This window comes from Brevibacillus choshinensis (assembly GCF_001420695.1).
GTDB lineage: Bacteria > Bacillota > Bacilli > Brevibacillales > Brevibacillaceae > Brevibacillus > Brevibacillus choshinensis.
Map to the genome: position 1 here is coordinate 753,923 of NZ_LJJB01000013.1, position 24,721 is coordinate 778,643.

Below are 24,721 nucleotides of genomic sequence, written 5' to 3' on the forward strand. Positions count from 1 at the left end.
AACATGGTTGAATCCGGTAAAGAATGTTGTTGAAATGCGAGGAATTACCAAGCGTTTCCCAGGAATCATCGCGAATGATAGTATTACGCTATCTGTAAAACATGGGGAAATTCACGCCCTTCTCGGAGAGAACGGCGCAGGCAAGTCTACTCTTATGAACATTTTGTTTGGTCTTTATCAACCTGATGAAGGCGAAATCCTTATCAATGAAAGACCGGTTAAAATCACGAATCCCAATATAGCGAATGAGCTTGGTATTGGTATGGTGCATCAACATTTTATGCTGGTTGAAACATTTACGGTAACAGAAAACATTGTGTTAGGAAATGAACCGAAAAACGGGTTGCAAATAGATATCCAAAGTGCGGAGAGGGCAGTGGAGAAGCTTTCCAATCAATATGGTTTAAAAGTGGATCCGAGAGCAAAGATTCAAGATATTTCTGTGGGTATGCAGCAACGGGTTGAAATTTTGAAAACGCTGTATCGCGGTGCGGATATCCTAATTTTTGACGAGCCGACTGCGGTATTGACACCACAGGAAATCAATGAACTGATCGAGATTATGCATAACTTGGTCAAAGAAGGAAAAACCATTATTCTCATAACCCACAAACTGAAAGAAATTATGGCAGTTTGTGATGCGGTGACGATCATCCGTCGCGGAAAGGTCATTGATTCGGTGTGGGTCAAAGACACGAATCCAGATGATTTGGCAGCGAAAATGGTAGGTCGGGAGGTTAACTTCCGTGTAGACAAGCAGGCTTCCCAGCCAAAAGAAACGATTCTCGCAGTCGAAAACGTGACGGCTATGGGCAATCGTGGTGTCAATGCACTCAACAACCTCAGTCTTGAAGTTCGCTCAGGCGAAATTCTCGGGATTGCTGGGGTAGATGGTAACGGTCAAAGTGAATTGATTGAAGTATTGACAGGTCTGCGAAAAGCGACCAGCGGCCGTGTACTTCTTAATGGCAAAGAAATCACCAATCAGGCTCCACGGCAGATCTCTGAATCTGGGTTGTCCCACATTCCGGAGGACCGTCACAAGCGTGGTTTGATCCTGGATTTCACCATGAGTGAAAACATGGTACTGGAAACTTATTTCCATCCGACGTTCAATAAGAACGGTTTTCTCGATTATGGCGCCATTGACAAGCACGCGGCAAAGCTCATTGAAGAGTTTGATGTCCGTACACCGAGCATATATACCCCAGCTCGCGCTCTTTCTGGTGGAAACCAGCAGAAGGCAATTATTGCTCGCGAAGTGGACAAGAACCCTGATCTGTTGATTGCAGCGCAACCAACACGTGGCTTGGATGTCGGAGCAATTGAGTTCATCCATCGCCGCCTGATTGAACAGCGTGACAATGGAAAGGCAGTCTTGCTGCTATCACTCGAGCTGGATGAAGTGATTAACGTGTCTGACCGTATCGCCGTCATTTATGAAGGTAATATTGTAGGGATTGTCGATGCAAAAACGACGACTGAACAAGAGCTTGGCCTAATGATGTCCGGGGGAAAACGGATGCTAGGAGGGGGAAACGATGAATAGAGTTATTGCTGTATTTACAAAAGAGTCGTTTCTCGTTCCGCTAGTAGCGATCATTCTTGGTTTGTTAACCGGTGCGATCGCGATGTTGGCTGGTGGATTCAATCCGATAAAAGCGTACATGGCTCTTCTTGAGAAGGTATTTGGAAGTGCCTACAACTTCGGGGAGACGATTCGCCAGATTACACCCCTTATCTTTACGGGTCTCGCCGTTGCTTTTGCATTCCGGACAGGTCTATTTAACATCGGTGCCGAAGGTCAGTTCATCGTTGGGATGATCGCTTCTACGGCAGTAGGTGTATCCTTTGATCTTCCGGCTTATATCCATGCTCCTCTCGCAGTCATTGCGGGTGCGGTGGCAGGCGGACTGTGGGGTTCGATTGCCGGTTATTTAAAGGCAGCACGTGGTGTCAATGAGGTTATTACGAGCATTATGTTGAACTGGGTGGCACTCTATTTGGCCAACTGGGTCATGAATGCTTTCTTCGTACCCGCCGGACAACAGCGTTCCGAAATGATTCACGACTCTGCTGTCATTACAATTGGTTGGCTTTCGACGATGTTTGATAGTGCGCGTTTGCACTGGGGTACATTAATTGCGGTGCTTGCAGCTATTTTCTTTTACGTTATCCTGTGGAAAACGAAATCCGGTTATGAACTGCGTGCCGTTGGTTTAAACCCGCATGCTTCTGAGTATGCAGGGATGAACGTAAACCGCAATGTCGTAAAAGCTATGTTTATTGGTGGAATGTTTGCGGGAATTGGCGGAGCTTGTGAGATTCTGGGTGTATTCCATTATCAAGCGATCATGACCGCGCAACCAGGTTATGGATTTGATGGGATCGCAGTAGCGTTGATCGGTGGGAACACACCACTTGGAGTCGTTCTTGGAGCCATCTTGTTTGGGATACTTACGTTCGGTGCGGCAGGGATGAAGTTTGGTGCAGGAGTGCCAGTTGAACTCATCCGTGTCGTAATTGCTTCCGTTATTTTCTTCGTTGCTGCACATGGTATAGTGAAGATTTTTGTGAAACCTATCATGAAGAAGAAAAAGGAAGGTGGAAACTGATGGATTGGGGAATTATTCTAAGCAACCTCGTTCATGATACCATCGTGTTTTCCACTGCCTTGATTTTTGCATCACTAGGTGGACTGTACTCAGAGCGTTCTGGTGTCGTGAACATTGCTTTGGAAGGTATGATGATTATCGGAGCATTTACCGGTGCGGTCATCACTTATGCTTTCCAGGACTCCCTCGCAGGAGGAGCTCCGTGGATTGGATTCCTCGCAGCAGGGATCGCTGGTGCTATTTTTGCACTGCCTCATGCGGTAGCTTCCGTTACTTTTAAAGCTGACCAGACAGTGAGTGGTGTAGCTCTCAACTTCTTGGCAGCAGGTCTTTCTGTCTACTTGACCAAAATTATCTTTAACGGAGCAGGGCAAACCACTACGCTGTCCAGCGTATTTGGTAAGTGGAGCATTCCGTACTTGCATGATATTCCCTATTTGGGTCATGCCATTTTTGAAGCGTATCCGACTAGCTTCTTGGCGTTTATCATGGTGTTTTTCACGTGGTACTTGATCTTTAAGACGCCATTTGGATTGCGTTTGCGCGCAGTGGGTGAGCATCCGCGAGCAGCAGACACAGTAGGGATCAATGTCAAAAAGATGCGTTACATGGCAGTAATGATTAGTGGGTCACTGGCTGCATGGGGTGGAGCAACGATTTCATTGACCACGACCAGTAACTTTTCGCACAACACGGTTTCCGGTCAAGGGTTTATTGCAATCGCAGCCTTGATCTTCGGTAAGTGGCATCCAGCGGGTGCGATGGGAGCAGCCTTGTTCTTCGGGGTAGCTCAAGCCATCAAGTCATTGGTACAAATTTTTGGATTGACTAAGTATGTACCGACAGAGTTTATCTTCATGCTTCCATACGTCTTGACAATTCTCGTCATGGCAGGACTTGTCGGTCGCTCGAATGCTCCAGCAGCATTGGGCAAACCATACGAAACAGGATCTCGTTAGTTGACATAATTTGCGTCTAGAACCTTGATCTTTCCCTATGCGATAATTCTTTGTGTAAGATTGCGCGGGGAGGGATATTGATGAACCGCTGTTTACATAAAAACAGCAGTCGTCTGTGGCCAAAGGTTCTAGGCGCTTTTTTCTTTTGTCTGGGATTAGGTGTCACAGGTACGGGCGGCACAGGAGTGGCTGCAGCTGCAGAACCAGGTCCTGTCATTTCTTTAGTGATTGATGGGAAAGGAATTCCTACAGATGTACAACCGTTACGACAAAATGGTCGCATGCTCGTGCCGATTCGTGTTATTGCCGAGTCTACGGGCGCAGACGTCACATACGAAGCATCCAATCGACAAGTGAATGTCACGGATAAGGGAAAACGGATTGTCCTGCTTGTTGACAGCCGAACGGCGTATGTGGATGGCAAACGCGTCACACTGGATACTCCTGCTATGATCGTGAATCAGCGGACAGTTGTTCCCATCCGCTTTGTTAGTGAAGCATTGGGATACCGTGTTGTATGGGATGATCGATCTGGCGTTGCCCAAATTCAAACCAAGCCCATCGGAGATACGGCAGCAGTGATTAAAGATGCAACCAATCCATATGTGGTTCAGTTAGGTGATACTTTGACCGAGATTGCGAAGCGACACAATACCACTGTGCAGGAAATGAAAAAAAATAACTTTCTGTCTTCAGATGAGCTGACTTTCCAACAGCTTTTATTCTTACCGAAGGGTGCTAAAAAAGCAGAGCATCCATTGTCCAAAGAAGTTGGGGATCGCAGACTGCTTGATGACACTTATTATTTTCCCTTCTCGGAGGTGAGCTGGTACGAACCGTATGGTGACAGCTACGGATCTGACCGAGAATGGACGGAGAGTAATAATGGAAGCGTGCGCAACCATGAAGGAATTGACATCATGGCTCCAAAAGGAACACCGGTGTATTCCGTAGCGGACGGCACGATTAATCGCGTAGGGTGGAATACGTACGGGGGATGGCGTGTAAACATCACAGATGATGCAGGTCTTTATCGGATGTACTACGCACACTTGAGTGCGTATGTTCCAGGACTGGAAATCGGGGACACGATCCGAGCAGGTCAATTGATTGGTTTTGTAGGTGATACCGGGTACGGAGGTACGGGCACGGTTGGAATGTTTGAGCCACATCTTCATTTTGGACTCTACAAAAACAGCGATGGGTTAGCAATCGACCCCTACTACTATTTGAAGTACTGGGAGCAAAAGAAAGTTGGAAGTCCTTACTCGTAATGGGACAAACTATACGGAGTAAATTCCTTTCCATCAAAAGGAGGGCTCTGTATGTGGGTATGCCCATATTGTGGCGGGAATCATGGACTCCCCTTTCATGACGAACATTTGGATGGCATGCTTTGTTTATCGGATGATTGTGGTCGATTTGTACAGGAAGAGACCATCTCTGAAGAGCGGACTGAATGGGACTATAGCGACTTATAAAAAAGAAGGAGCGAAGAAGCTCCTTCTTTTTTTATACAGAAAAAAGATCCGTTTCTGTTTTCGTAGATTGAAAAGACTACACCGTCATCCGTATTCCATACCTTGCATACATAATGAAAAGAATGTGGCAGCAAAAAGCACTTTGTTGAGAAGTTTCGCATGCTTGATGGCCTGTCAATTGGTTACAATAGAGGAGAGTACGCTGATGGAGAAGGGAGATTGAGCGATGAGTGCGAACATAACGGAAATCGCGTTTCAAAGTACCCAGATAAATGGGATGAACGTACATATCTTGCCAACAGGCAAATTCAAGACCACAACTATTGTGACAATGATTGAGCAGGCTCTTTCCGAGGAGACTGTGACGAAGACTGCCTTGCTAGCGATGGTCATGAAACGAGCCAGTGCGCGTTTTCCTGAAACCAAGCTACTGCGTGCACACCTTGACTTTTTGTATGGAGCGATCTTTGACGTTGACGTCACGAAAAAAGGCGAGAGGCAAATTTTGCAGATCTACATGGAAGTACCGAATGAGAAGTATTTGTCGCAAGATGACTCTCTCCTCGACCAAGCCATTCAATTTGTAGGAGATATGCTGACAAAACCTTATGTAGAGAATGGTGCGTTTTTAGAGAAGTATGTCACGCAGGAGAAGGAAACTCTTCGCAAGCGTGTGGAAAGTCTGATTGACGACAAGATGAAGTACGCAAACCAACGTGTTACGGAAGAAATGTGCCAAGGAGAGCCCTTCTCTTTACTCATTCAGGGTAGAGTGAAAGACTTGCCTGCCATTACGGGACAAGAGCTCTATCAGTATTTCAAAGAAATTACAACGTCGAATCCAATCAACATCTTTGTAGTGGGTGACGTGAATCCGCAGGAAGTAGGGCAAGCCATCCAGAAGCATGTTCCATTGGAGCGATCTGAGGTCCAAGCGTTGGACATCAGCAATTCGTCCAAGCAAGTATCGGACGAACGCAAAGTCATCGATCGCTTGGATGTCAATCAAGCAAAGCTCAATATTGGCTGCCGGACGCACATTACGTACAAGGATGATGATTACCCTGCACTGCTCTTATATAACGGTGTCCTCGGTGGGTTCCCTCACTCCAAGCTGTTCGTAAACGTACGTGAAAAGGAAAGTCTTGCATACTATGCGGTATCCCGTCTGGAAAGCCATAAAGGGATCATGATGATCATGTCGGGCATCGATGTAAACAAGTATGAGCGGGCAGTTGAGATCATCAAGCAGCAGATGGATTCCATGCGTCAGGGGAACATCTCTGAAGAAGAAATGAGCCAGACGAGAGCAACGCTATCTAATCAATTTCGCGAGCTACTGGATAGTGCACGCGGCATGATCGAATTTACCTATAATGGTTTGGTTAGTGGACGCAAGCGGCAGCTGGATGAACTATTAAAAGGAATCGAAACGGCTACGATAGAAGACGTCAAAAAAGTGGCAGCCAAAGTGGACATCGATACGATTTATCTGCTGCGTGACAAGAAGGGAGAGGCGTAACGATGCAGACGACCAAATTTGAACAAGTCAACGAAACCGTTTACAACGAGACATTGCCAAATGGCCTGCAGGTGTACTTGGTACCGAAGCAGGGCTTTAGCAAAACCTATGCTGTTTTTACGACGAAATACGGTTCCATCGACAGCCATTTCCGTACCCGTAATGGCGAGGAAATCAACGTGCCAGATGGGATCGCTCACTTTCTCGAGCACAAGATGTTTGAGAAAAAAGACCGGGATGTCATGCATGAGTTTAGTAAAAATGGAGCATCCTGCAACGCCTTTACGAGCTTTAATCGGACAGCATATCTTTTTTCCTGCACAGACAAATTGGACGATAATCTGAATCTCTTGTTGGATTATGTTCAGGAGCCGTATTTTACGGATGCTAGCGTGGAAAAGGAAAAAGGGATCATTGGTCAGGAAATTACCATGTACGACGATAATCCCGACTGGAAGGTCTACATGAATCTCCTAAAGGCCATGTATAAAGACTATCCAATCAATATCGAAATCGCAGGGACGATCGAAACGATTTCCCACATCACGAAAGAAAATCTGTACGAATGCTACGAAACCTTTTATCATCCAGCCAACATGCTGTTGCTGGTCGTAGGTTCTTTTGAGCCCGAGTCAATCATGCATTTAATTCGTCAAAACCAGTCTGCCAAAGAGTTTCCGCCTGCCCCGCAAATCACTCGACTCTTTCCAAAGGAGCAGGCAGAGCCAGCACAGGCAAAAATTGAAGCAAACCTGACCGTCGGTTTGCCCAAATGCATGATTGGGATCAAGGAACGGGATCAAGGCTTGACGAAAGAAGCCTTGTTAAAAAGGGAACTGGCTACTAAACTGTTATTGGATATCGCGTTTGGCACCAGCTCTGCTGTCTACGAGAGGCTATATGACAGCGAGTTGATTACGGAAAGCTTTGATTTTGACTACAGCAGCGAAAAAGATTACGCGTACACCATCATGGGTGGCGATACGCCGGATCCGGAGCGGTTGGTGGAGACGATTCAAGCAGAGATCGAACAATTGAAGCAAAAGGGTATTGATCAAGATGATTTTGAGAGAGCCAAACGGAAGAAAATTGGCAACTTCTTGCGGTCGCTCAACTCTGTAGAGTTTATCGCGAATCAATTCACTAGCTTCAAATTTAATGAAAACGATCTCTTTACTGTAGTGCCGACTCTCGAGTCGATCACTCGCGAAGATGTGGAAAAACGTTTGAATGAGCATTTTGTGGTTGGACAAATGGCTGTTTCTATCGTTCGCTCCGCTTCGCAACAGGAGTAGTGAAAGAGGATGAATCAACAAACGCCATGGGCGTTGGTAACAGGAGCTTCCGGTGAGCTGGGGCAGGCTATAGCCTCGAGCCTAGCTCATGCGGGAGTTCCGCTTTACCTGCATTACAATCAATCGGAGCAAAAATTGGACGGACTCCTTCAGCAGTGTCAGCAATTGGGGGTACCTGCTGTGAAATTGCAGGCAGATTTGCGAGACCCTGTTCAGATCACAGTTATGTTTGAGCAGATGGCGGTCGCTCCGCTGCTGATCGTCAACAACGCTTCTGCGGATCATATCGGCCTTTTTTCAGATGTGACGGTCGCCCAGTTTGATGAGTTAGTGGCCGCGAATGTGCGCTCCGCTTTCTTGGTGAGTCAAGCGGGTCTTTCTTCTATGCTTCGGGAGAGGTACGGCCGCATCGTAAACATTTCCTCTATCTGGGGAATGACCGGCGGTTCGTGTGAAGTGCTCTACTCGTTGACCAAGGGCGCAGTCATTACATTCACTAAAGCACTGGCAAAAGAGCTTGCTCCCAACGGAATTACGGTAAATGCCGTAGCTCCTGGAGCGATTATGGGTGGAATGATGGAACGCTTTTCTCCTGACGAAGTAGAGATGATTGCTGAAGAGATTCCAGCCAATCGCTTGGGTTTACCTAGCGAAGTAGCGGCAGTCGTACGTTTTTTGCTCTCCAGAGAAGCGAGCTATGTTACCGGACAAATTATTAGTCCCAATGGTGGCTGGTATACGTGATGGAATCCCTCGTTTGCCTGCATAAATCCCGAGATTTGGTGGAATTCTACCTCTGTGTGGGCAGCAAACCTGTTCGCAACGTACTTAAGGAGGGAATTTCCACATGTCAGTTCTTGACAATTTTCGCGACTGGAAAGAGTTTCTCGGTGATCGAGTAGAGCAAGCGAAACAGGCAGGTATGGAGAGCGAGACAATGCAAAATGTAGCCTATCAAATCGGTGGCTATCTAGCAGAGCAAGTTGATCCGAAAAACGACCAAGAGCGCTTGCTGAAGCAACTCTGGGATGCTGGAGATCAGCAGCAACAGCAAGCTCTGGCTTCTCTGATGGTGAAGCTGGTCCAAGATCCCAACAATGCTGACCGTGGCATTTAGCCATTAAATCCCCTATTTTGGGGATTTTTCTTTTCCCGGATTGTCGATTGATGGGAACGTGATATACTACATAAGAAGAGAATCTGTATGTCGGAGAGGAATGCATATGGAAGCAAAGAAAGAATGGTATATGGAGTATGAAATTGCCCGTAACCGTCCCGGGCTTTTAGGGGACGTCGCTTCTATTCTGGGGATGTTGAACATTAACATCGTGACCATTAACGGTGTCGATACCATGCGAAGAGGCATGTTACTTTTGACGGACGACGATGAAAAAATTGAGGTTTTGCGCAACGTTGTGCAAAAAATGGACAACATAACCATAACGAGGCTGCGTCCGCCTACGATGCTTGATCGTTTAGCGGTGCGTCATGGCCGCTATATCGAGCGCGACAGCGAAGATAAGAAAACGTTCCGCTTCGTTCGCGATGAGCTGGGATTATTGGTTGACTTCATGGCTGAAATTTTGAAAAAGGAAGGCCATCAATTGATTGGGATCCGCGGGATGCCTCGCGTAGGAAAAACAGAATCTATGATTGCGGCCAGCGTTTCGGCAAATAAACGTTGGACGTTTATTTCTTCGACTCTCTTGCGTCAAACGGTGAGAAGTTCACTTGCCATTGATGAATTGTCTACCGATCATGTATATTTGATAGATGGCATTGTGTCGACGATGCGTTCTACGGAAAAGCACTACACATTGCTTCGGGAAATCATGAATTTCCCAGCCGCCAAAATTATTGAGCATCCGGATATCTTTGTAAGGGAATCAGAGTATGAGCTATCTGATTTTCATTACATTATTGAACTGCGTCATCATCCGGAAGAGGAGATCACCTACGAATTGATCAATAATCGCGGCTTTGATAATTTTGAAATGAATTAAGGAGGGGCAGCTGTGTCTGAGCTTGGTCAAGTACTACAAAGGGCCCGCGAGGAAAAAGGAATCACGCTCGACGACGTCCAACGTATCACGAAGATACAGAGACGTTATTTGGAAGCCATTGAGAGGGGTCATTTTCACGTACTTCCTGGCCACTTTTACGCGCGTGCGTTCATCAAAAGCTATGCGGAAGCCGTTGGTCTCGACCCGAATCACATCATGAATCACTTCCAGTCCGATTTGCCGGCCCAGCCGCCTACAGAACAAGTGGAAAGGTTGCGTCGCCGCCGCGTAGCGTCGACCAACAGTCCATTGCAAGCAGGTCGATGGGTTACGAAGACCCTGCTCGTCCTGTTTATCGCCTTGATCATTGGCGTCATCTACATAGCTGTTGTCAATAGCAATGGTGGAACGATGACACAGCCCGTTCCGGGAGGATCCGTAAACCCTGGAGCAGAGATGGTCTCCCCTGGAAATGGTGGCGGAGCAGCTACATCGCCGATCGCCCAACAACCACAACCCCCGACCAACGTCTCACCGACTCCCGATCCCGGGACTGTCACTACTGACCCGGTCACCGAAACTCCCAAGTCGACGATTACGTTCGAGTCTCAGCAAGGTTCCATATACAACTATGCTGTACAGGGTGAAGAAAAATTGACGGTCAAGTTGAAGGTAAAAGACGACCGTAGCTGGTTTGGTGTATCGGAAGGAAAAGGTAAGAAGTATGTTGAAGAAGGCGAGCTCAAAAAGGGCGAAGAAAAAACAATTGAGCTGGGCAAATCGGCTTATGTGCGTTTGGGTAAGCCAATGCTAGTAGAATTGACGGTAAATGGAGTGCCTGTGGATACTTCTAAAATGAAGTCCATGCCGTCGAATATTGTACTCAAAATGAAAGAGGCAGTGACTCAGTAGGCAAGCATTCGCTTGCCTTTCATACTTTTGTCTCTTTTGACACTTCCTTTACGCTTATATTATACTGGATAGGTGTAATATGGGCTGGTGTGACCAATTGGAGGAAAAATGATGGCAGAGAAGGTAGGCTCGCGAGAAAAAGTTGCGATTGTAACACTGGGCTGTGAGAAGAATCTGGTTGATTCAGATATGATGGCCCATCTGATAGATGAAAAAGGCTATGAACTGGTTGAGAATCCAGAGGAAGCAACCGTAGTCATCGTCAACACCTGTGGTTTCATTGATGCAGCTAAAGAAGAATCGGTTAACAAGATTTTGGACATGGCTGAACTGAAGGAAACGGGCAAGCTCAAATCGCTTGTAGTGGCAGGCTGTCTAACCCAGCGTTACAAAGAGGATATCTTGAATGAGATTCCTGAAGTGGATGGCATTGTCGGAACGGGCGATTTTATGTCGATTACAGGGATCATCGAAGAGTCACTCGAAGGCAAACGCCCTATTTTTGTGGGGAACCCGATTTTTACGTACGAAGACGTAGTAAAGAGGAAAGTGAAGGAAGGTACCTACTCTGCATACATTAAGATTGCAGAGGGTTGTGATAACGCGTGTACCTTTTGCAGCATCCCTCTGATGCGCGGAGGATTTCGAAGCCGTACGATCGAATCCATTCTGGAAGAAACACGTCATCTTGCCGCACAGGGGATCGTCGAAGTAAGCTTAATCGCGCAGGATTCCACCAACTACGGTACAGACATTTACGATGGAAAACTCATGCTCCCAGAACTGTTGAACCGCTTGTCGGAGGTGGACGGAATCCAGTGGATCCGTCTTCATTATGCGTATCCAGGGTTCTTTACGGACGAGTTGATTCACACGTTCGCGACGAATCCAAAAGTATGTAAGTACGTGGATATGCCTCTGCAGCATTCTGAGGATCACATTCTGAAAAGGATGCGTCGACCTGGGCGCCAGACGGATATTCGTGCACTAGTTGCGAAGATCCGCGCGCAAGTACCGGATGTAGCTTTGCGCACGTCGTTGATTGTTGGTTTTCCTGGAGAAACGGAAGAAGACTTTGCTCGTCTCAGTGAGTTCGTAAAAGACATCCGTTTTGATCGTCTTGGCGTATTTACCTATTCCAATGAAGACGATACCCCAGCTTCCAGACTACCAGACCATGTTGAAGAAGAGACGAAAGAAAAGCGTGCCAATCTCCTGATGGAAATTCAGCGTGAAGTGGCAGGCGATCGTAACAGTCGCTTTGTGGGTCAGGTGCTCGAAGTGTTGATCGAACGGTACGAAGGGCGCAATGATATTTACGTGGGACGTACGCAGTATGATGCCCCGGAAATTGATGGTGAAGTATTCGTCTCCGGTTTTAAGGGGGAACTTGGCTCGATCGCGAACGTTAAGATTACGCACTCCTTTGAATACGATTTAGCTGGGGAGGTAGTCTAGGTGAATCTCGCCAACCGCATCACCCTCGCCAGGATTTTCCTGGTACCGGTCGTTATGTTTTTTCTGCTGGTGCGTTACAACATCGGGACGTTTACGATTGGTAGCCTGACGATGACGTTTAACGAGCTGATTGCGGCTTTGGTGTTCATCCTAGCAGCCAGTACGGACGGACTCGATGGATATATTGCACGCAAGCGGAAAATCGTAACGAACTTTGGCAAGTTTTTGGACCCACTCGCCGATAAGCTTCTCATTTCAGCGGCATTGATTTCGTTAGTTGAAATGCAACGGCTTGAAGCGTGGATTGCCATTGTCATTATCAGTAGGGAATTTGCAGTGACGGGTTTGCGGTCGATTGCAGCTGCGGAAGGGCAGGTTATTGCTGCCAGCGCTCTGGGTAAACTGAAGACATGGGTGCAAATCGTAGCCATTACAGTGGTCATGATTCGTAACTTTCCGTTCGAGTTTCTCGGTATACCATTTGACGAGGTCGCTACATGGGCAATGGTCATCATCACGATTTACTCCGGGTACGACTACTTTGCGAAGAATCGCAACGTTATCCAATACTCGTAATGCGGGTATTGGTCTCTTTTTTCACAAGGCTCTTCTCCAATACGGTTGTCAATGATAGACTGTTAGTTTAGAGGCTTTGTACTCTCAATGAGAATGGGTGAGGAAAATGAGAGCGGAGATTATCGCGGTGGGAACCGAGCTTTTATTAGGTCAAATTGCTAATACCAATGCACAGTTTCTTTCGCAAAAACTTGCCGATATTGGTGTCGGGGTGTATTTCCACACGGTTGTAGGCGATAATACGGAGCGGTTGCTCCAAGTCATTCGTATGGCGGCGAAGCGGTCGGATTTGGTCATTTTTTCAGGAGGACTTGGTCCAACACAGGATGATTTGACCAAGGAAACGGTGGCCGCTCACGTCGGTGTAGGATTGGTAAAGGATTCACCGGCTATGCAGCGTATTGAGGACTTCTTTTCACAACGTGGCATTGTCATGACGGAGAACAACCGAAAGCAGGCACTTGTTTTGGAAGGTAGCCATGTATTCTCCAATGACTTCGGGATGGCGCCTGGAATGGCGATCCGTCATGACAGTACTACGTTCGTATTGCTGCCTGGCCCACCTAGTGAGCTGTATCCGATGGTAGATCGCTACGTGATGCCGTATCTGATGAATCTGCTTCCGGAGAGTCAAGTGTTTCATTCCCGTGTTTTCCGCTTCTACGGTATCGGTGAATCAGCATTGGAAGAAAGACTGATTGATCTGATTGAAAAGCAGGATAATCCGACGATTGCACCTTATGCCAAGGAATTTGAAGTCACGTTGCGTGTCACAGCGAGAGCAGCGACTGCGGCCGAAGGTGAAGCGATGATTTTACCAGTGGAAAAAGAGATTCGTGATCGGGTTGGGCAGTATATTTACGGAACAGGAGAGGATTCCTCTCTGCATGAAGTACTGGTCACTGGTCTGATCCAAAGGGGAGAGACGGTCGCTTGTGCGGAGAGCTGCACTGGTGGTACGGTGGCTTCTTTGATTACCTCTGTGCCTGGAAGTTCCGCCGCTTTCAAAGGCGGTGTAGTCTGCTATACAAACGAGGTCAAGCATCAAGTCCTCGGAGTACCTGAAGAAGTATTGAACACGGATGGTGCTGTCAGTGAAAAAACAGCCCAACTGCTAGCTGAACATGTAAGAAAGAAACTGGGATCGACTTATGGGATCTCGGTGACTGGCGTGGCTGGACCCGATTCATCCGAAGGCAAGCCTGTCGGGCTGGTCTACGTAGGTATCGCGGCGGAAGGTCTGCCAACGGTGGTAAAAGAGCTGCGACTTGCAGGAAGAAGGCAGGCAATCGTTGGCCGTGCCGCCAAATTCGCGCTGTTTTACGCGCTGCAAATGCAAAAAGAAAGGTGACGTTTTCATGACGATTTTTTCTGATTTTCCTTTACATAAATCTATTCTTCAAGCGATCCATGACATGGGGTTTGAAGAACCATCACCGATCCAGGAAGCTTGCATTCCAAAGGTGCTAGATGGCGGAGACTTGATCGGTCAAGCACAAACTGGTACAGGGAAGACTGCGGCATTCGGGATTCCGCTGGTTGAGAAAGTAAGCCAGGCAAACCGCGTTCAGGCGATCGTACTGACGCCTACTCGCGAGTTAGCCATTCAGGTAGCGGGAGAGCTGCTGCGCATTTCCAAGTACAACAAGGTGCGTACACTGCCTATCTACGGCGGTCAATCCATCGGTCATCAAATCCGTGCACTGCGCCAAGGCGTTCAAATTGTCGTAGGTACACCTGGTCGCGTGATGGACCATCTTCGTCGCAAGACCTTGAAACTGGATCATGTACATACCCTCGTCCTGGACGAAGCGGATGAAATGCTGGACATGGGCTTTATCGAGGACATCGAGACGATCATTACTCAAATGCCGGAAGAGCGTCAGACCCTGCTGTTCTCCGCGACAATGCCGCCAGAAATCAAGCGCTTGGCGACTCGCTACATGAAGCAACCGCAAACCATCGCGGTAAGCCGTGAAGAAGTAACGGCACCATTGATCGAGCAAGTGTATTACAAAGTGTTCGATCGCAATAAAGTAGAAAGCCTTTGCCGTATCTTGGACAGTGAGGATGTGGAGCTCGGTATCATCTTCTGCCGCACCAAGCGCGGTGTAGACGAACTCACTGAAGTTCTTCAATCTCGTGGGTACCTGGCAGATGGTCTGCACGGAGACTTGTCGCAAGCACAGCGTGATAAAGTTATGAACGCTTTCCGTGAAGGCTCTATCGAGTTCCTCATCGCGACGGATGTAGCGGCTCGCGGTATCGACGTTGGGAACGTATCGCACGTAATCAACTATGATATTCCGCAAGACTCGGAAAGCTACGTTCACCGCATTGGCCGTACGGGTCGTGCAGGTCGCAAAGGGATTGCTATGACCTTGGTGACTCCACGCGAAGTAAGACAGATGATGTTCATCCAAAAGCAAACCAAAGCGCAAGTGATGTCCCGTAATGTTCCTTCCCTCGAGGAAGTAGCAGAGCGCAAGCAAGAGCAGCTGCGTGAGCAATTGACCAGCCTCTTGGAGAGCGATGCGATCGCAGATATGTATCAAAAAGTAGCGGAATCTCTGGTTGGACAATACCCAGCAGAGAAAGTGGCTGCAGCAGCCTTGCATCTTGCTTTCCATAGTGAAGCAGGTCAATCCCAAGAGGTAGAAGCGTACAACTTTGGAGAGACAGGTGCAGCCAAAGGGATGGTTCGTTTCTTCCTGAACGTGGGACGCAATGCAAACATGAAGCCGCAAGATCTCGTTCGCGAGATTTCCGAATCCGTAGGGATCCCTGGAAAAGCGGTTGGACGCATCGATATTTTCGAGAACTTCACCTTCGTGGAAGTACCGGAAGAGGTTGCGGCATTCGTATATGAGTCTCTGCGTCAGACACGTATCAACGGCAAAAGAATCAATCTGGAGCCAGCGAAGCCTCGTGGAGCAAAGCGTACCTAGGCTCTGCCTCTTAACGGGAAAAGACAGTCATTTTGCCAGAAACATCGGCGGATGGCTGTCTTTTTGTGATGCGAATATTTGTTCGCAAAAAACACTTGGCAAACCGTTCTGTCTCGATGTATGATGGAAACAAGAAAAACAGAAGCGAATGTGAAAGGGTGTGTACCATTTGTCAGATCGTCGCGCAGCTTTGGAAAGTGCTTTGCGTCAAATAGAAAAACAGTTCGGAAAAGGTTCCATTATGAAGTTGGGGGAAGTATCCAACATTCAAATTTCCACTACCTCCAGTGGTGCGCTTGCTCTTGATATCGCACTTGGGGTTGGCGGTTTCCCACGCGGCCGAATTGTTGAGATTTACGGACCAGAGTCTTCTGGTAAAACCACAGTAGCCCTCCATGCGATTGCGGAAGTACAGAGGCAGGGTGGACAAGCTGCCTTTATCGATGCCGAGCATGCACTGGACCCTGTGTACGCTGCCAAGCTGGGTGTCAATATTGATGAACTGCTGCTGTCTCAGCCTGATACTGGTGAGCAAGCATTGGAAATCGCAGAAGCATTGGTGCGCTCTGGCGCTGTAGATATTATCGTAGTAGACTCGGTAGCTGCATTGGTGCCAAAAGCAGAGATCGAAGGAGAGATGGGGGATTCCCACGTTGGTCTCCAAGCGCGTCTGATGTCTCAAGCTCTGCGCAAGCTGTCCGGTGCGATCAACAAGTCCAAGACCATTGCGATCTTTATCAACCAGCTTCGTGAAAAAGTGGGCGTCATGTTCGGTAACCCAGAAACAACACCAGGTGGACGTGCCCTCAAGTTCTACGCTAGCGTGCGTCTGGATGTTCGTAAAGCCGAGTCGATCAAAGTCGGCAATGACATCTTGGGTAGCAAAACCAAGATTAAAGTCGTGAAAAATAAAGTGGCTCCACCATTCAAAGTGGCCGAAGTAGACATCATGTACGGCGAAGGGATCTCTAGAGAAGGTAGCATCCTCGACATTGGTTCTGAGATCGATGTGGTACAAAAGAGCGGAGCATGGTACTCCTTCAATGAAGAGCGTCTCGGACAAGGTCGCGAAAATTCGAAAATCTATTTGAAAGAGAACCCGCATGTTGCGGCTCAAATCGAAACGAAAGTCCGTGAGTATTTCAGCCTCAATCCCGGCTCTATTCCTGAAGGGGAAGCTGTCATTGATCCTGAACAGGACGAAGAACCAGCCTTTGATTTAGAGTAAGCGAGTGCTCAAGAAGCAGCCTGTCGACGCGACAGGCTGTTTTGTTAACGTATAGAGGGAAGGAGGGAGCGCGATGAAAAGCGGAACGATCACTGCCGTTCATCGGGATAACAAGCAAAAGCAGCGTTATCACATTGATCTCGATGATGAGTATGCTTTTTCGGTACATGAAGATATACTGGTAAAGTACAATCTCTTTAAAGGCACAGAAGTAGACGAGGCGTTTTATACCGAAGTACTCGTAGCCGAGGAAAAGCATAGGGCGTACCTGAATGCCTTGCGTTATTTGGGCATACGTCCACGAACAAAAACCCAGCTTCACTCCTATCTGCTAGAGAAAGGCTTTCTACCACCGGTAGCGGAGGAAGTTTGCGACCGTTGTCAGGAACAAGGATATATAAATGACGAAGCGTTTGCGCGGCAGTGGGTGGATGAGCGCTTGCGTTTAAAGCCGCGCAGTCCCTATATGCTACGGATGGAGCTCCAACAGCGTGGGGTAGATAGAAGTATCGTAGATGACGCTGTACGCGGCGTTTCTAGAGAGGATGAACTAGTAGCGGCGAGAGCATTGATAGAGAAAAAAGCGAGGCGGCTAGAGGGCCCACCGGATCCGGACGAAGAGCGAAAACTACTGTCAATGCTGATGCGAAAGGGTTTCTCCCATGGAGTGGTTCAGCAAATTCGCGGCGAATTACGTCAGAGAAGTGATGGATAGGTTTGACCCAATTTGCATGATCTTGACAATTCTTGTTCACAAATAATAAAATAGATTTGTATTTACTTGGTGTATCATAACTTTTTGCTGGTTTTCTTACTCGTTGCCTGTGGAACAACTGAAGACCCGTGCGACGAGTGCGGATTCAGCGGACCGAGTCGAATCGGTCTTGTTTTTTAGTCGAATGTCCGATGGTTGATCAAAACGACAGCGGCACTCCATGAAAAACGAATGCTTGGAAAGCGGGGAGATGTCTTACAATAAGGAGGTGAAATGAAAAACCTATGGATCCTATATTAACTGTAGTCATTGTGCTCATCGCTCTGCTCATCGGTGCGGGTGCCGGCTACTTCACTCGCAAATCCATTGCGGAAGCGAAGATCTCTAGTGCTGAAGAAGCTGCTAGACAGATCGTTGAAGAAGCGAAACGGGACGCCGAAGCTGTAAAAAAGGAAAAGGTACTCGAAGCCAAAGATGAAGTGTTCAAGCTTCGTTCAGAGGCGGAAACCGAACTGCGCGAGCGGCGCAACGAGATACAACGTCAGGAACGTCGAATCCTGCAAAAAGAAGAATCGTTGGACCGCAAGATGGAACAACTGGAGCGTAAAGAAGAAGAATTGTCTGAGCGCGACAGAGCCATCGCAGAACTGCAAAGCAAGGTAGAGCACTTATATAAAGAACAAGTTTCTGAGTTGGAACGTATTTCCGGCCTGACACAGGATGAAGCGAAAAATATCATTCTGACAGACGTTGAGAATACGGTTCGCCATGAAATGGCTGTAATGATCAAAGAGATTGAGACACAAGCCAAAGAAGAGGCGGACAAACGCGCTCGAGAAATCATTACGACTTCCATTCAGCGTTGTGCGGCAGATCACGTAGCGGAGACTACTGTTTCCGTTGTTACCCTGCCAAATGATGAAATGAAGGGACGGATTATCGGTCGTGAAGGACGTAACATTCGTGCACTGGAAACGTTGACGGGCATTGACCTCATTATTGACGATACTCCAGAAGCTGTGATCCTGTCTGGTTTTGATCCGATTCGTCGGGAAATTGCCAAGACTGCTTTGGACAAGCTGGTCGCTGATGGACGCATTCACCCAGCCCGTATTGAGGAAATGGTGGAGAAAGCGCGTCGTGAAGTGGACGAGCGTATCCGTGAATATGGTGAACAAGCTACGTTTGAAACAGGCGTACATGGACTGCATCCGGACTTGATCAAAATCCTTGGTCGTTTGCGTTATCGTACAAGTTATGGTCAAAACGTACTGAAGCACTCGATGGAAGTAGCTCATCTCGCAGGATTGATGGCAGCCGAATTGAAAGAAGATGTCAAACTAGCGAAACGCGCAGGTCTTCTTCACGATATCGGAAAAGCGATCGACCACGAAGTGGAAGGCTCCCACGTGGAAATCGGTGTGGAATTGGCCAAGAAGTACAATGAGCATCAAGTGGTTATCAATAGTATTGCATCGCACCATGGTGATACAGAGCCAACCTCCGTTATTGCCATGCTGGTAGGAGCTGCGGATGCGTTGTCTGCTGCTCGCCCAGGCGCACGCCGTGAGACATTGGAAACCTATATCAGACGTTTAGAGAAACTGGAAGAAATCTCTGAGTCGTTCGATGGAGTAGAGAAGTCTTATGCGATTCAAGCAGGACGCGAAATCCGCGTAATGGTTCAGCCTGAAAAGATTGACGATGCAGAAGCAACTCGCTTGGCTCGTGATATTACGAAACGAATCGAAAATGAACTCGACTATCCGGGTCACATCAAAGTGACGGTTATCCGTGAAACACGGGCAGTTGAGTATGCAAAGTAAAGTGGCGATATGCCACTTTACTTTTTTTCTAAGGAAAACAGTAAGATATTGAGACCTCAATAAGGTTTTTTTATCTCTCTTCCGTTGTGTATACTAGCATTGAGGTGATTGGAAATGAAGTTGTTGTTTATCGGAGATATTATGGGTTCACCTGGAAGAGAAATGGTGAAGATGTATTTGCCCCTCTTAAAACGAAAATACCGGCCCACTTTCGTCGTTGCGAATGGTGAGAATGCGGCGCACGGACGAGGAATTACCGAGAAGATTACGAAAGAGTTGTTTGAACTCGGCGTACATGCGATCACACTGGGCAATCATACATGGGATCAAAAAGAGATATTCGATTTTATCGACGACGAACCGCGCATGATTCGTCCAGCGAACTTCCCCGAAGGAGCACCTGGGAAAGGGATTACATACATCAAGCAATCGGAAGGGGAGCTGGCGGTCATCAATTTGCAAGGCCGTACGTTCTTACCCCCGTTGGATTGTCCGTTTAAAATGGCTGATAAATTGGTGGAGCAAGCGAGGAAGCGTACCAAATACATCTTCGTAGATTTCCACGCAGAAGTTACTTCTGAAAAGCAAGCGATGGCCTGGTATTTGGATGGAAGAGTGAGTGCCGTCGTAGGAACACACACTCACGTCCAAACAGCAGATGAACGTGTCTTGCCACAAGGAACGGGATTCTTGTGCGATGTCGGTATGTGTGGCCCGAGCAATGGGATCTTGGGAATGGAGAGAGAAGCCGTGATCAAGAAGTTTTTGACGCAGCTCCCGGTACGCTTTGAAGTGGCACCAGATCCAGCTCAGTTGAACGCCGTAGTGATCACGCTTGATAAGGCGACAGGGACCGCGAAAAAATTGGAACGAATCCGAATTGACGCCGACCACCCGTTTATGGAATAATATGAATAAGATTAGAATTTTTTGAATCTTTCATGGTAGTTAGCAGGAATTTTTAGGGGTTATGCGAATATCATTCTAATGATGACAGGATTCCTATCAGACGGGAGGTTCAAAAGGATGGAAGTATTAAAAGTTTCAGCAAAGTCCAACCCCAATTCCGTTGCTGGTGCCCTTGCCGGTGTGCTTCGCGAACGCGGGGCCGCTGAGATCCAAGCCATTGGCGCTGGGGCGCTTAATCAAGCAGTGAAGGCAGTAGCTATCGCACGAGGGTTCGTAGCGCCGAGTGGAGTTGACCTCATTTGTATTCCAGCCTTTACCGACATCGTGATTGATGGAGAAGAACGAACTGCAATCAAACTAATCGTAGAGCCCAGATAACAAAAAGTGAACACCGTTTGGCCCGCCTGTTTGTTCGACGAATGAACAGGTTTTTTCGTTTGTTTACATAATTAACAAGGCATTCTTACAGAAAAGAGGCGAGTTGGCTCATGAAGATTTTTGACGCACATTGTGATGTATTGATGAAGCTATGGCAAAATCCAGAGATTGATTATTATAAGGGAGACAAGCGTTTACAAGTAGGTTTTCCCGATCTAATAAAAGGGAATGTAGATATACAGGTTCTCGCCTGTTTCGTTCCGACAGATGTGCCGTTTGGGCGTCGTTTTCATACTGTACTAGAAATGATTGACGTTTTTTACGAGCGGGTAGCAAGTGATCAGTTCCGTCCTATCTACACCAAGGCGGATTTGCAGGATAGCGTATTAAAGGGGCGGAAAGGGGCTATTCTGTTTGTAGAAGGAGCGCATGCTCTGGAGGAAAGCCTCGTTCAGTTGCGAACGTGGTATCGTCTAGGAGTTCGAGGAATGACGCTGACGTGGAATCATGGTAACGCGGTTGCTGATGGTAGTGGCGAACCTAATCCAGGTGGAGTGACCGGTTTTGGGAGACAAGTAGTCGCTGAGATGAACCGTTTAGGTATGATCATCGACGTATCTCATTTATCCGACCCTGGTTTTTGGGATATCATGGAACTCTCTCTAGCACCAGTGATTGCTTCCCATTCTAATGCGCGTGCGCTGTGCGACCATCCTCGCAATTTGACAGATGAACAGATCAAAGCAATGATCGCAAAGGATAGCGTGATGGGCCTCACGTTTGTTGACTTCTTTACCGTGAAGGAAAAACGAACGGTTTGGATCGATGATCTCTTGAGACACCTGGATCATGTATGTGCACTGGGTGGAGTAGACCATGTCGCTTTTGGATCCGACTTTGACGGCATATCCCAAACGTTTGGCGACCTTACGTGCGCGGGCGATTATTCGCTTTTACTAGAAGCTTTGTTAAAACGTTATAAAGAGGAAGAAGTAATCAAATTTGTGCAAGGAAACTGGTTGCGTGTTTTCGGAAACGTGCTACAATGATACATGAAGATATATTAATGAACCAAGTTCAACATTAAAATTCAGGTCAAAAGTAAGTTGAGTAAAAGCACTTGCAATTTTACATGGACAGGACTACAATTGTTACTGTCTATGCACAGAATTGTCACATCTTATGTAAGATGGGCAGCTTTTCTCACAGTCACTGAAAGGGTGGAATCTGAATGATTAGTCAACTTTCTTGGAAAGTTGGAGGACAGCAAGGGGAGGGCATCGAGAGTACTGGTGAGATCTTCTCGATGGCGATGAACCGGATGGGCTATCATCTGTATAGCTATCGTCACTTCTCTTCCCGTATTAAGGGTGGACATACGAACAACAAAATCCGCGTAAGCACAACGCCAATGCGCGCGATTTCTGACGATCTGGACATCCTTGTAGCTTTCGACCAGGAGACGATCGATTTTAATGCGCACGAGCTGCGTGAAGGCGGCATCATCATCGCGGATGCTAAATTCAATCCAAAATTGCCAGACGGTTTGAAGGAAGTTCGCTTCTTGACCGTACCACTTAGTGAAATTGCAGATGAACTGGGAACTTCCCTGATGAAGAACATGGTGTCGATCGGTGCTTCCAGCGCGATCCTCGGTATTCCAGTGGAAAGTTACCGTGTCATTGTTGAAGATATGTTCCTCCGCAAGGGCGAAAAAGTGGTTGAAAAGAACATGGATGCCATTCGCCGTGGTTTTGAATTTGTAAGCGAACTGACTGGTGGTCAGCTGCCTGAGTTCCAATTGGACAAAGCAGACCCACAAAAACAATTGTTCCTGATCGGTAACGATGCGATCGCTCTCGGTGCAGTAGCTGCAGGTTGCCGCTTCATGCCTGCTTACCCTATTACTCCTGCTTCCGAAGTAATGGAATACCTCATTAAAAAGCTGCCTAAATTGGGTGGTACCGTTATTCAAACAGAAGACGAGATCGCTGCGATCACAATGGCAATCGGCGCTAACTTCGCTGGTGCTCGTTCCTTGACTGCATCTGCAGGTCCTGGTCTGTCCCTGATGATGGAAGCAATCGGTTTGGCTGGTATCACTGAGACTCCAGTGGTAATTGTTGACACACAACGTGGTGGTCCATCCACTGGTATGCCAACGAAAATCGAGCAATCCGATGTAAACGCTATGATCTATGGTACTCATGGTGATATTCCTAAAGTAGTTTTGGCTCCAAGTACAGTAGAAGAATGCTTCTATGATGCTGTTGAAGCCTTTAACATCGCTGAAGAATACCAACTGCCAGTAATCCTGATGACTGACTTGACTCTGTCCTTGGGCAAACAAACAGTTGTACCGTTTGATTACAGCCAAGTTGAAATCCGTCGTGGGAAACTGATGGCTGGACAAGAATTGCCTGAGAAAGAGCAAAATGACCTGTTCAAACGTTATGAAGTAACGGAAGACGGCATTTCTCCTCGCGTAATTCCTGGCCAAAAATACGGTCTGCACCATGTAACCGGTGTTGAGCATGACCAAACTGGTCGTCCATCCGAGAACGCAGCAAACCGTAAAGCTCAAATGGAAAAACGCATGCGCAAACTCGATGGCGTACTGAAAAACTTCAAAAACCCTGTAACAGTAGACGCACCTCATGCTGACGCTGATGTTCTGGTTGTTGGTATCAACTCCACAATCGGTACGATTCAAGAAGCAAAAGTTCGTCTGGAGCAAGAGGGTGTGAAGGTTAACCATGCCCAAATTCGCCTGTTGCATCCTTTCCCAGCTGAGGAAATGGCAGCACTTGTAGCAAAAGCGAAAAAGGTTGTTGTTGTCGAACACAACATCCAAGGACAAGTTACAAACCTTCTCAAACAGCACGTAGGCAACGCAGAGAAGATCGAATCCGTGCTGAAATATGACGGAAATCCGTTCTTACCAAAAGAAATTTATGCTGAAGTGAAGGAGCTGGTAAAACATGGCGACTATGAAAGAGTTTCGAAATAACGTTAAGCCAAACTGGTGCCCAGGCTGTGGTGACTTCTCCATTCAAGCAGCGATTCAACGCGCTGCAGCGAATGTAGGTTTGGAGCCTGAGGATCTGGCAGTTATTTCTGGTATCGGTTGTTCCGGTCGTATCTCCGGCTACATCAACTGCTATGGTTTCCACGGTATTCACGGACGTTCCCTGCCAATCGCACAAGGTGTGAAAATGGCTAACCGTGAATTGACTGTAATCGCAGCAGGTGGAGACGGTGACGGTTTCGCAATCGGTATGGGTCATACTGTACATGCTATCCGTCGTAACATGAACGTTACGTATATCGTAATGGATAACCAAATCTATGGTCTGACAAAAGGTCAAACCTCCCCGCGTTCCGCGACAGGTTTCGTGACCAAGTCTACACCAGCAGGTTCTATCGAGTCTTCCATTTCTCCAGTTGAACTGGCGCTGTCCGTTGGTGCAACATTCATTGCTCAATCGTTCTCCAGCGATCTGAAAGGCTTGACTGAGCTGATCGAAAAAGGGATCCAACATGAAGGTTTCTCTCTGATCAACGTATTCAGCCCTTGTGTTACTTACAACAAAGTAAACACCTACGATTGGTTCAAAGAGAACATCGTACCAGTAGATACAATCGAAGGTTACGATGCTCATGACCGTATCAAGGCTATGGCTACTTCCATGCAATACAAAGGCTTGCTTACAGGTCTGATCTACCAAAACACCGAGCAAAAATCTTACGAATCTCTCGTATCTGGATTCAAAGAAGAAGGCTTGGTAAATCAAGACATTCGTTTGTCTGATGAAGACTTCGCGAAACTGGTTGCAGAATTTGCATAAGGTTTCGATGAAAAACCTCTCCTTAACCGGGAGAGGTTTTTTTTGTGC

The 24,721-nt window shown here is 47.3% G+C and carries 22 protein-coding genes; all 22 read left to right on the forward strand.

Annotation, left to right across the window (positions count from 1 at the left end; all coding sequences use genetic code 11):
* The first annotated feature begins 34 nt into the window (after positions 1 to 34).
* On the forward strand, positions 35 to 1,549 hold the full coding sequence (locus AN963_RS23865; RefSeq protein WP_201783791.1) for an ABC transporter ATP-binding protein: 1,515 nt from the start codon (positions 35 to 37) through the stop codon (positions 1,547 to 1,549).
* Positions 1,542 to 2,615 (forward strand): ABC transporter permease, encoded by a 1,074-nt coding sequence (locus AN963_RS23870; protein WP_055747038.1) that lies wholly within the window; start codon positions 1,542 to 1,544, stop codon positions 2,613 to 2,615. The genes AN963_RS23865 and AN963_RS23870 overlap by 8 nt, the downstream gene beginning before the upstream one ends.
* On the forward strand, positions 2,615 to 3,574 hold the full coding sequence (locus AN963_RS23875; RefSeq protein WP_055747039.1) for an ABC transporter permease: 960 nt from the start codon (positions 2,615 to 2,617) through the stop codon (positions 3,572 to 3,574). The genes AN963_RS23870 and AN963_RS23875 overlap by 1 nt, the downstream gene beginning before the upstream one ends.
* An 80-nt stretch (positions 3,575 to 3,654) precedes the next feature.
* Entirely contained in the window at positions 3,655 to 4,848 is a 1,194-nt protein-coding gene (locus tag AN963_RS23880; RefSeq protein ID WP_055747040.1) for a stalk domain-containing protein, read from the forward strand.
* Between the two features lie 433 nt (positions 4,849 to 5,281).
* Positions 5,282 to 6,577, forward strand: a complete 1,296-nt coding sequence (yfmF, locus tag AN963_RS23890; RefSeq protein WP_055747042.1) for an EF-P 5-aminopentanol modification-associated protein YfmF — start codon at positions 5,282 to 5,284, stop codon at positions 6,575 to 6,577.
* A gap of 2 nt (positions 6,578 to 6,579) precedes the next feature.
* Positions 6,580 to 7,872: an EF-P 5-aminopentanol modification-associated protein YfmH gene (gene yfmH / locus AN963_RS23895; RefSeq protein WP_055747043.1), complete on the forward strand. Its 1,293-nt coding sequence runs from the start codon at positions 6,580 to 6,582 to the stop codon at positions 7,870 to 7,872.
* A 9-nt stretch (positions 7,873 to 7,881) separates the two neighbouring features.
* Positions 7,882 to 8,616 (forward strand): elongation factor P 5-aminopentanone reductase, encoded by a 735-nt coding sequence (gene ymfI, locus AN963_RS23900; RefSeq protein ID WP_055747044.1) that lies wholly within the window; start codon positions 7,882 to 7,884, stop codon positions 8,614 to 8,616.
* 103 nt (positions 8,617 to 8,719) lie between these two features.
* Positions 8,720 to 8,989, forward strand: a complete 270-nt coding sequence (locus AN963_RS23905) for a DUF3243 domain-containing protein (RefSeq protein ID WP_055747045.1) — start codon at positions 8,720 to 8,722, stop codon at positions 8,987 to 8,989.
* 106 nt (positions 8,990 to 9,095) lie between these two features.
* Entirely contained in the window at positions 9,096 to 9,875 is a 780-nt protein-coding gene (locus AN963_RS23910) for a YmfK family protein (RefSeq protein WP_055747046.1), read from the forward strand.
* Positions 9,876 to 9,887: 12 nt separating this feature from the next.
* Positions 9,888 to 10,787, forward strand: a complete 900-nt coding sequence (locus tag AN963_RS23915; protein WP_055747047.1) for a helix-turn-helix domain-containing protein — start codon at positions 9,888 to 9,890, stop codon at positions 10,785 to 10,787.
* A 111-nt stretch (positions 10,788 to 10,898) separates the two neighbouring features.
* A complete protein-coding gene (rimO, locus tag AN963_RS23920) occupies positions 10,899 to 12,245 on the forward strand; it encodes a 30S ribosomal protein S12 methylthiotransferase RimO (protein WP_055747048.1) in 1,347 nt (448 codons plus the stop codon).
* Complete coding sequence (gene pgsA / locus AN963_RS23925) at positions 12,246 to 12,821, forward strand: CDP-diacylglycerol--glycerol-3-phosphate 3-phosphatidyltransferase (RefSeq protein WP_055747049.1); 576 nt, start codon at positions 12,246 to 12,248, stop codon at positions 12,819 to 12,821.
* A gap of 106 nt (positions 12,822 to 12,927) precedes the next feature.
* Positions 12,928 to 14,172 carry a competence/damage-inducible protein A gene (locus tag AN963_RS23930; RefSeq protein WP_055747050.1) on the forward strand — a complete coding sequence of 415 codons (1,245 nt, stop codon included), beginning with the start codon at positions 12,928 to 12,930 and terminating at the stop codon, positions 14,170 to 14,172.
* Between the two features lie 7 nt (positions 14,173 to 14,179).
* Positions 14,180 to 15,769: a DEAD/DEAH box helicase gene (locus AN963_RS23935; protein WP_055747051.1), complete on the forward strand. Its 1,590-nt coding sequence runs from the start codon at positions 14,180 to 14,182 to the stop codon at positions 15,767 to 15,769.
* A gap of 169 nt (positions 15,770 to 15,938) precedes the next feature.
* Positions 15,939 to 16,997: a recombinase RecA gene (recA, locus tag AN963_RS23940; protein ID WP_055747052.1), complete on the forward strand. Its 1,059-nt coding sequence runs from the start codon at positions 15,939 to 15,941 to the stop codon at positions 16,995 to 16,997.
* Positions 16,998 to 17,070: 73 nt separating this feature from the next.
* Positions 17,071 to 17,712, forward strand: a complete 642-nt coding sequence (locus tag AN963_RS23945; RefSeq protein WP_055747053.1) for a RecX family transcriptional regulator — start codon at positions 17,071 to 17,073, stop codon at positions 17,710 to 17,712.
* 284 nt (positions 17,713 to 17,996) lie between these two features.
* Positions 17,997 to 19,538 carry a ribonuclease Y gene (rny, locus tag AN963_RS23950; protein WP_055747054.1) on the forward strand — a complete coding sequence of 514 codons (1,542 nt, stop codon included), beginning with the start codon at positions 17,997 to 17,999 and terminating at the stop codon, positions 19,536 to 19,538.
* 114 nt (positions 19,539 to 19,652) lie between these two features.
* Positions 19,653 to 20,447 (forward strand): TIGR00282 family metallophosphoesterase, encoded by a 795-nt coding sequence (locus AN963_RS23955; protein ID WP_055747055.1) that lies wholly within the window; start codon positions 19,653 to 19,655, stop codon positions 20,445 to 20,447.
* Between the two features lie 117 nt (positions 20,448 to 20,564).
* The gene (gene spoVS / locus AN963_RS23960) at positions 20,565 to 20,825 is read left to right on the forward strand and encodes a stage V sporulation protein SpoVS (RefSeq protein WP_003385776.1); all 261 of its coding nucleotides are present in this window, start codon (positions 20,565 to 20,567) and stop codon (positions 20,823 to 20,825) included.
* Positions 20,826 to 20,935: 110 nt separating this feature from the next.
* Complete coding sequence (locus AN963_RS23965; RefSeq protein WP_055747056.1) at positions 20,936 to 21,874, forward strand: dipeptidase; 939 nt, start codon at positions 20,936 to 20,938, stop codon at positions 21,872 to 21,874.
* Between the two features lie 182 nt (positions 21,875 to 22,056).
* Positions 22,057 to 23,835 (forward strand): 2-oxoacid:acceptor oxidoreductase subunit alpha, encoded by a 1,779-nt coding sequence (locus tag AN963_RS23970; protein WP_055747057.1) that lies wholly within the window; start codon positions 22,057 to 22,059, stop codon positions 23,833 to 23,835.
* Complete coding sequence (locus tag AN963_RS23975; protein WP_055747058.1) at positions 23,807 to 24,673, forward strand: 2-oxoacid:ferredoxin oxidoreductase subunit beta; 867 nt, start codon at positions 23,807 to 23,809, stop codon at positions 24,671 to 24,673. The genes AN963_RS23970 and AN963_RS23975 overlap by 29 nt, the downstream gene beginning before the upstream one ends.
* The last annotated feature ends 48 nt before the right edge of the window (positions 24,674 to 24,721 follow it).

What these genes read in the sequence shown, in the direction of transcription:
- rny (WP_055747054.1), top strand. Translation starts at nt 17,997, where the DNA reads ATGGATCCTATATTAACTGTAGTCATTGTGCTCATCGCTCTGCTCATC.
- spoVS (WP_003385776.1), top strand. Translation starts at nt 20,565, where the DNA reads ATGGAAGTATTAAAAGTTTCAGCAAAGTCCAACCCCAATTCCGTTGCT.
- rimO (WP_055747048.1), top strand. Translation starts at nt 10,899, where the DNA reads ATGGCAGAGAAGGTAGGCTCGCGAGAAAAAGTTGCGATTGTAACACTG.
- AN963_RS23930 (WP_055747050.1), top strand. Translation starts at nt 12,928, where the DNA reads ATGAGAGCGGAGATTATCGCGGTGGGAACCGAGCTTTTATTAGGTCAA.
- ymfI (WP_055747044.1), top strand. Translation starts at nt 7,882, where the DNA reads ATGAATCAACAAACGCCATGGGCGTTGGTAACAGGAGCTTCCGGTGAG.
- AN963_RS23970 (WP_055747057.1), top strand. Translation starts at nt 22,057, where the DNA reads ATGATTAGTCAACTTTCTTGGAAAGTTGGAGGACAGCAAGGGGAGGGC.
- yfmF (WP_055747042.1), top strand. Translation starts at nt 5,282, where the DNA reads ATGAGTGCGAACATAACGGAAATCGCGTTTCAAAGTACCCAGATAAAT.
- yfmH (WP_055747043.1), top strand. Translation starts at nt 6,580, where the DNA reads ATGCAGACGACCAAATTTGAACAAGTCAACGAAACCGTTTACAACGAG.
- AN963_RS23945 (WP_055747053.1), top strand. Translation starts at nt 17,071, where the DNA reads ATGAAAAGCGGAACGATCACTGCCGTTCATCGGGATAACAAGCAAAAG.
- AN963_RS23875 (WP_055747039.1), top strand. Translation starts at nt 2,615, where the DNA reads ATGGATTGGGGAATTATTCTAAGCAACCTCGTTCATGATACCATCGTG.
- AN963_RS23870 (WP_055747038.1), top strand. Translation starts at nt 1,542, where the DNA reads ATGAATAGAGTTATTGCTGTATTTACAAAAGAGTCGTTTCTCGTTCCG.
- AN963_RS23965 (WP_055747056.1), top strand. Translation starts at nt 20,936, where the DNA reads ATGAAGATTTTTGACGCACATTGTGATGTATTGATGAAGCTATGGCAA.
- AN963_RS23955 (WP_055747055.1), top strand. Translation starts at nt 19,653, where the DNA reads ATGAAGTTGTTGTTTATCGGAGATATTATGGGTTCACCTGGAAGAGAA.
- AN963_RS23880 (WP_055747040.1), top strand. Translation starts at nt 3,655, where the DNA reads ATGAACCGCTGTTTACATAAAAACAGCAGTCGTCTGTGGCCAAAGGTT.
- AN963_RS23910 (WP_055747046.1), top strand. Translation starts at nt 9,096, where the DNA reads ATGGAAGCAAAGAAAGAATGGTATATGGAGTATGAAATTGCCCGTAAC.
- AN963_RS23865 (WP_201783791.1), top strand. Translation starts at nt 35, where the DNA reads ATGCGAGGAATTACCAAGCGTTTCCCAGGAATCATCGCGAATGATAGT.
- AN963_RS23935 (WP_055747051.1), top strand. Translation starts at nt 14,180, where the DNA reads ATGACGATTTTTTCTGATTTTCCTTTACATAAATCTATTCTTCAAGCG.
- AN963_RS23905 (WP_055747045.1), top strand. Translation starts at nt 8,720, where the DNA reads ATGTCAGTTCTTGACAATTTTCGCGACTGGAAAGAGTTTCTCGGTGAT.
- AN963_RS23975 (WP_055747058.1), top strand. Translation starts at nt 23,807, where the DNA reads ATGGCGACTATGAAAGAGTTTCGAAATAACGTTAAGCCAAACTGGTGC.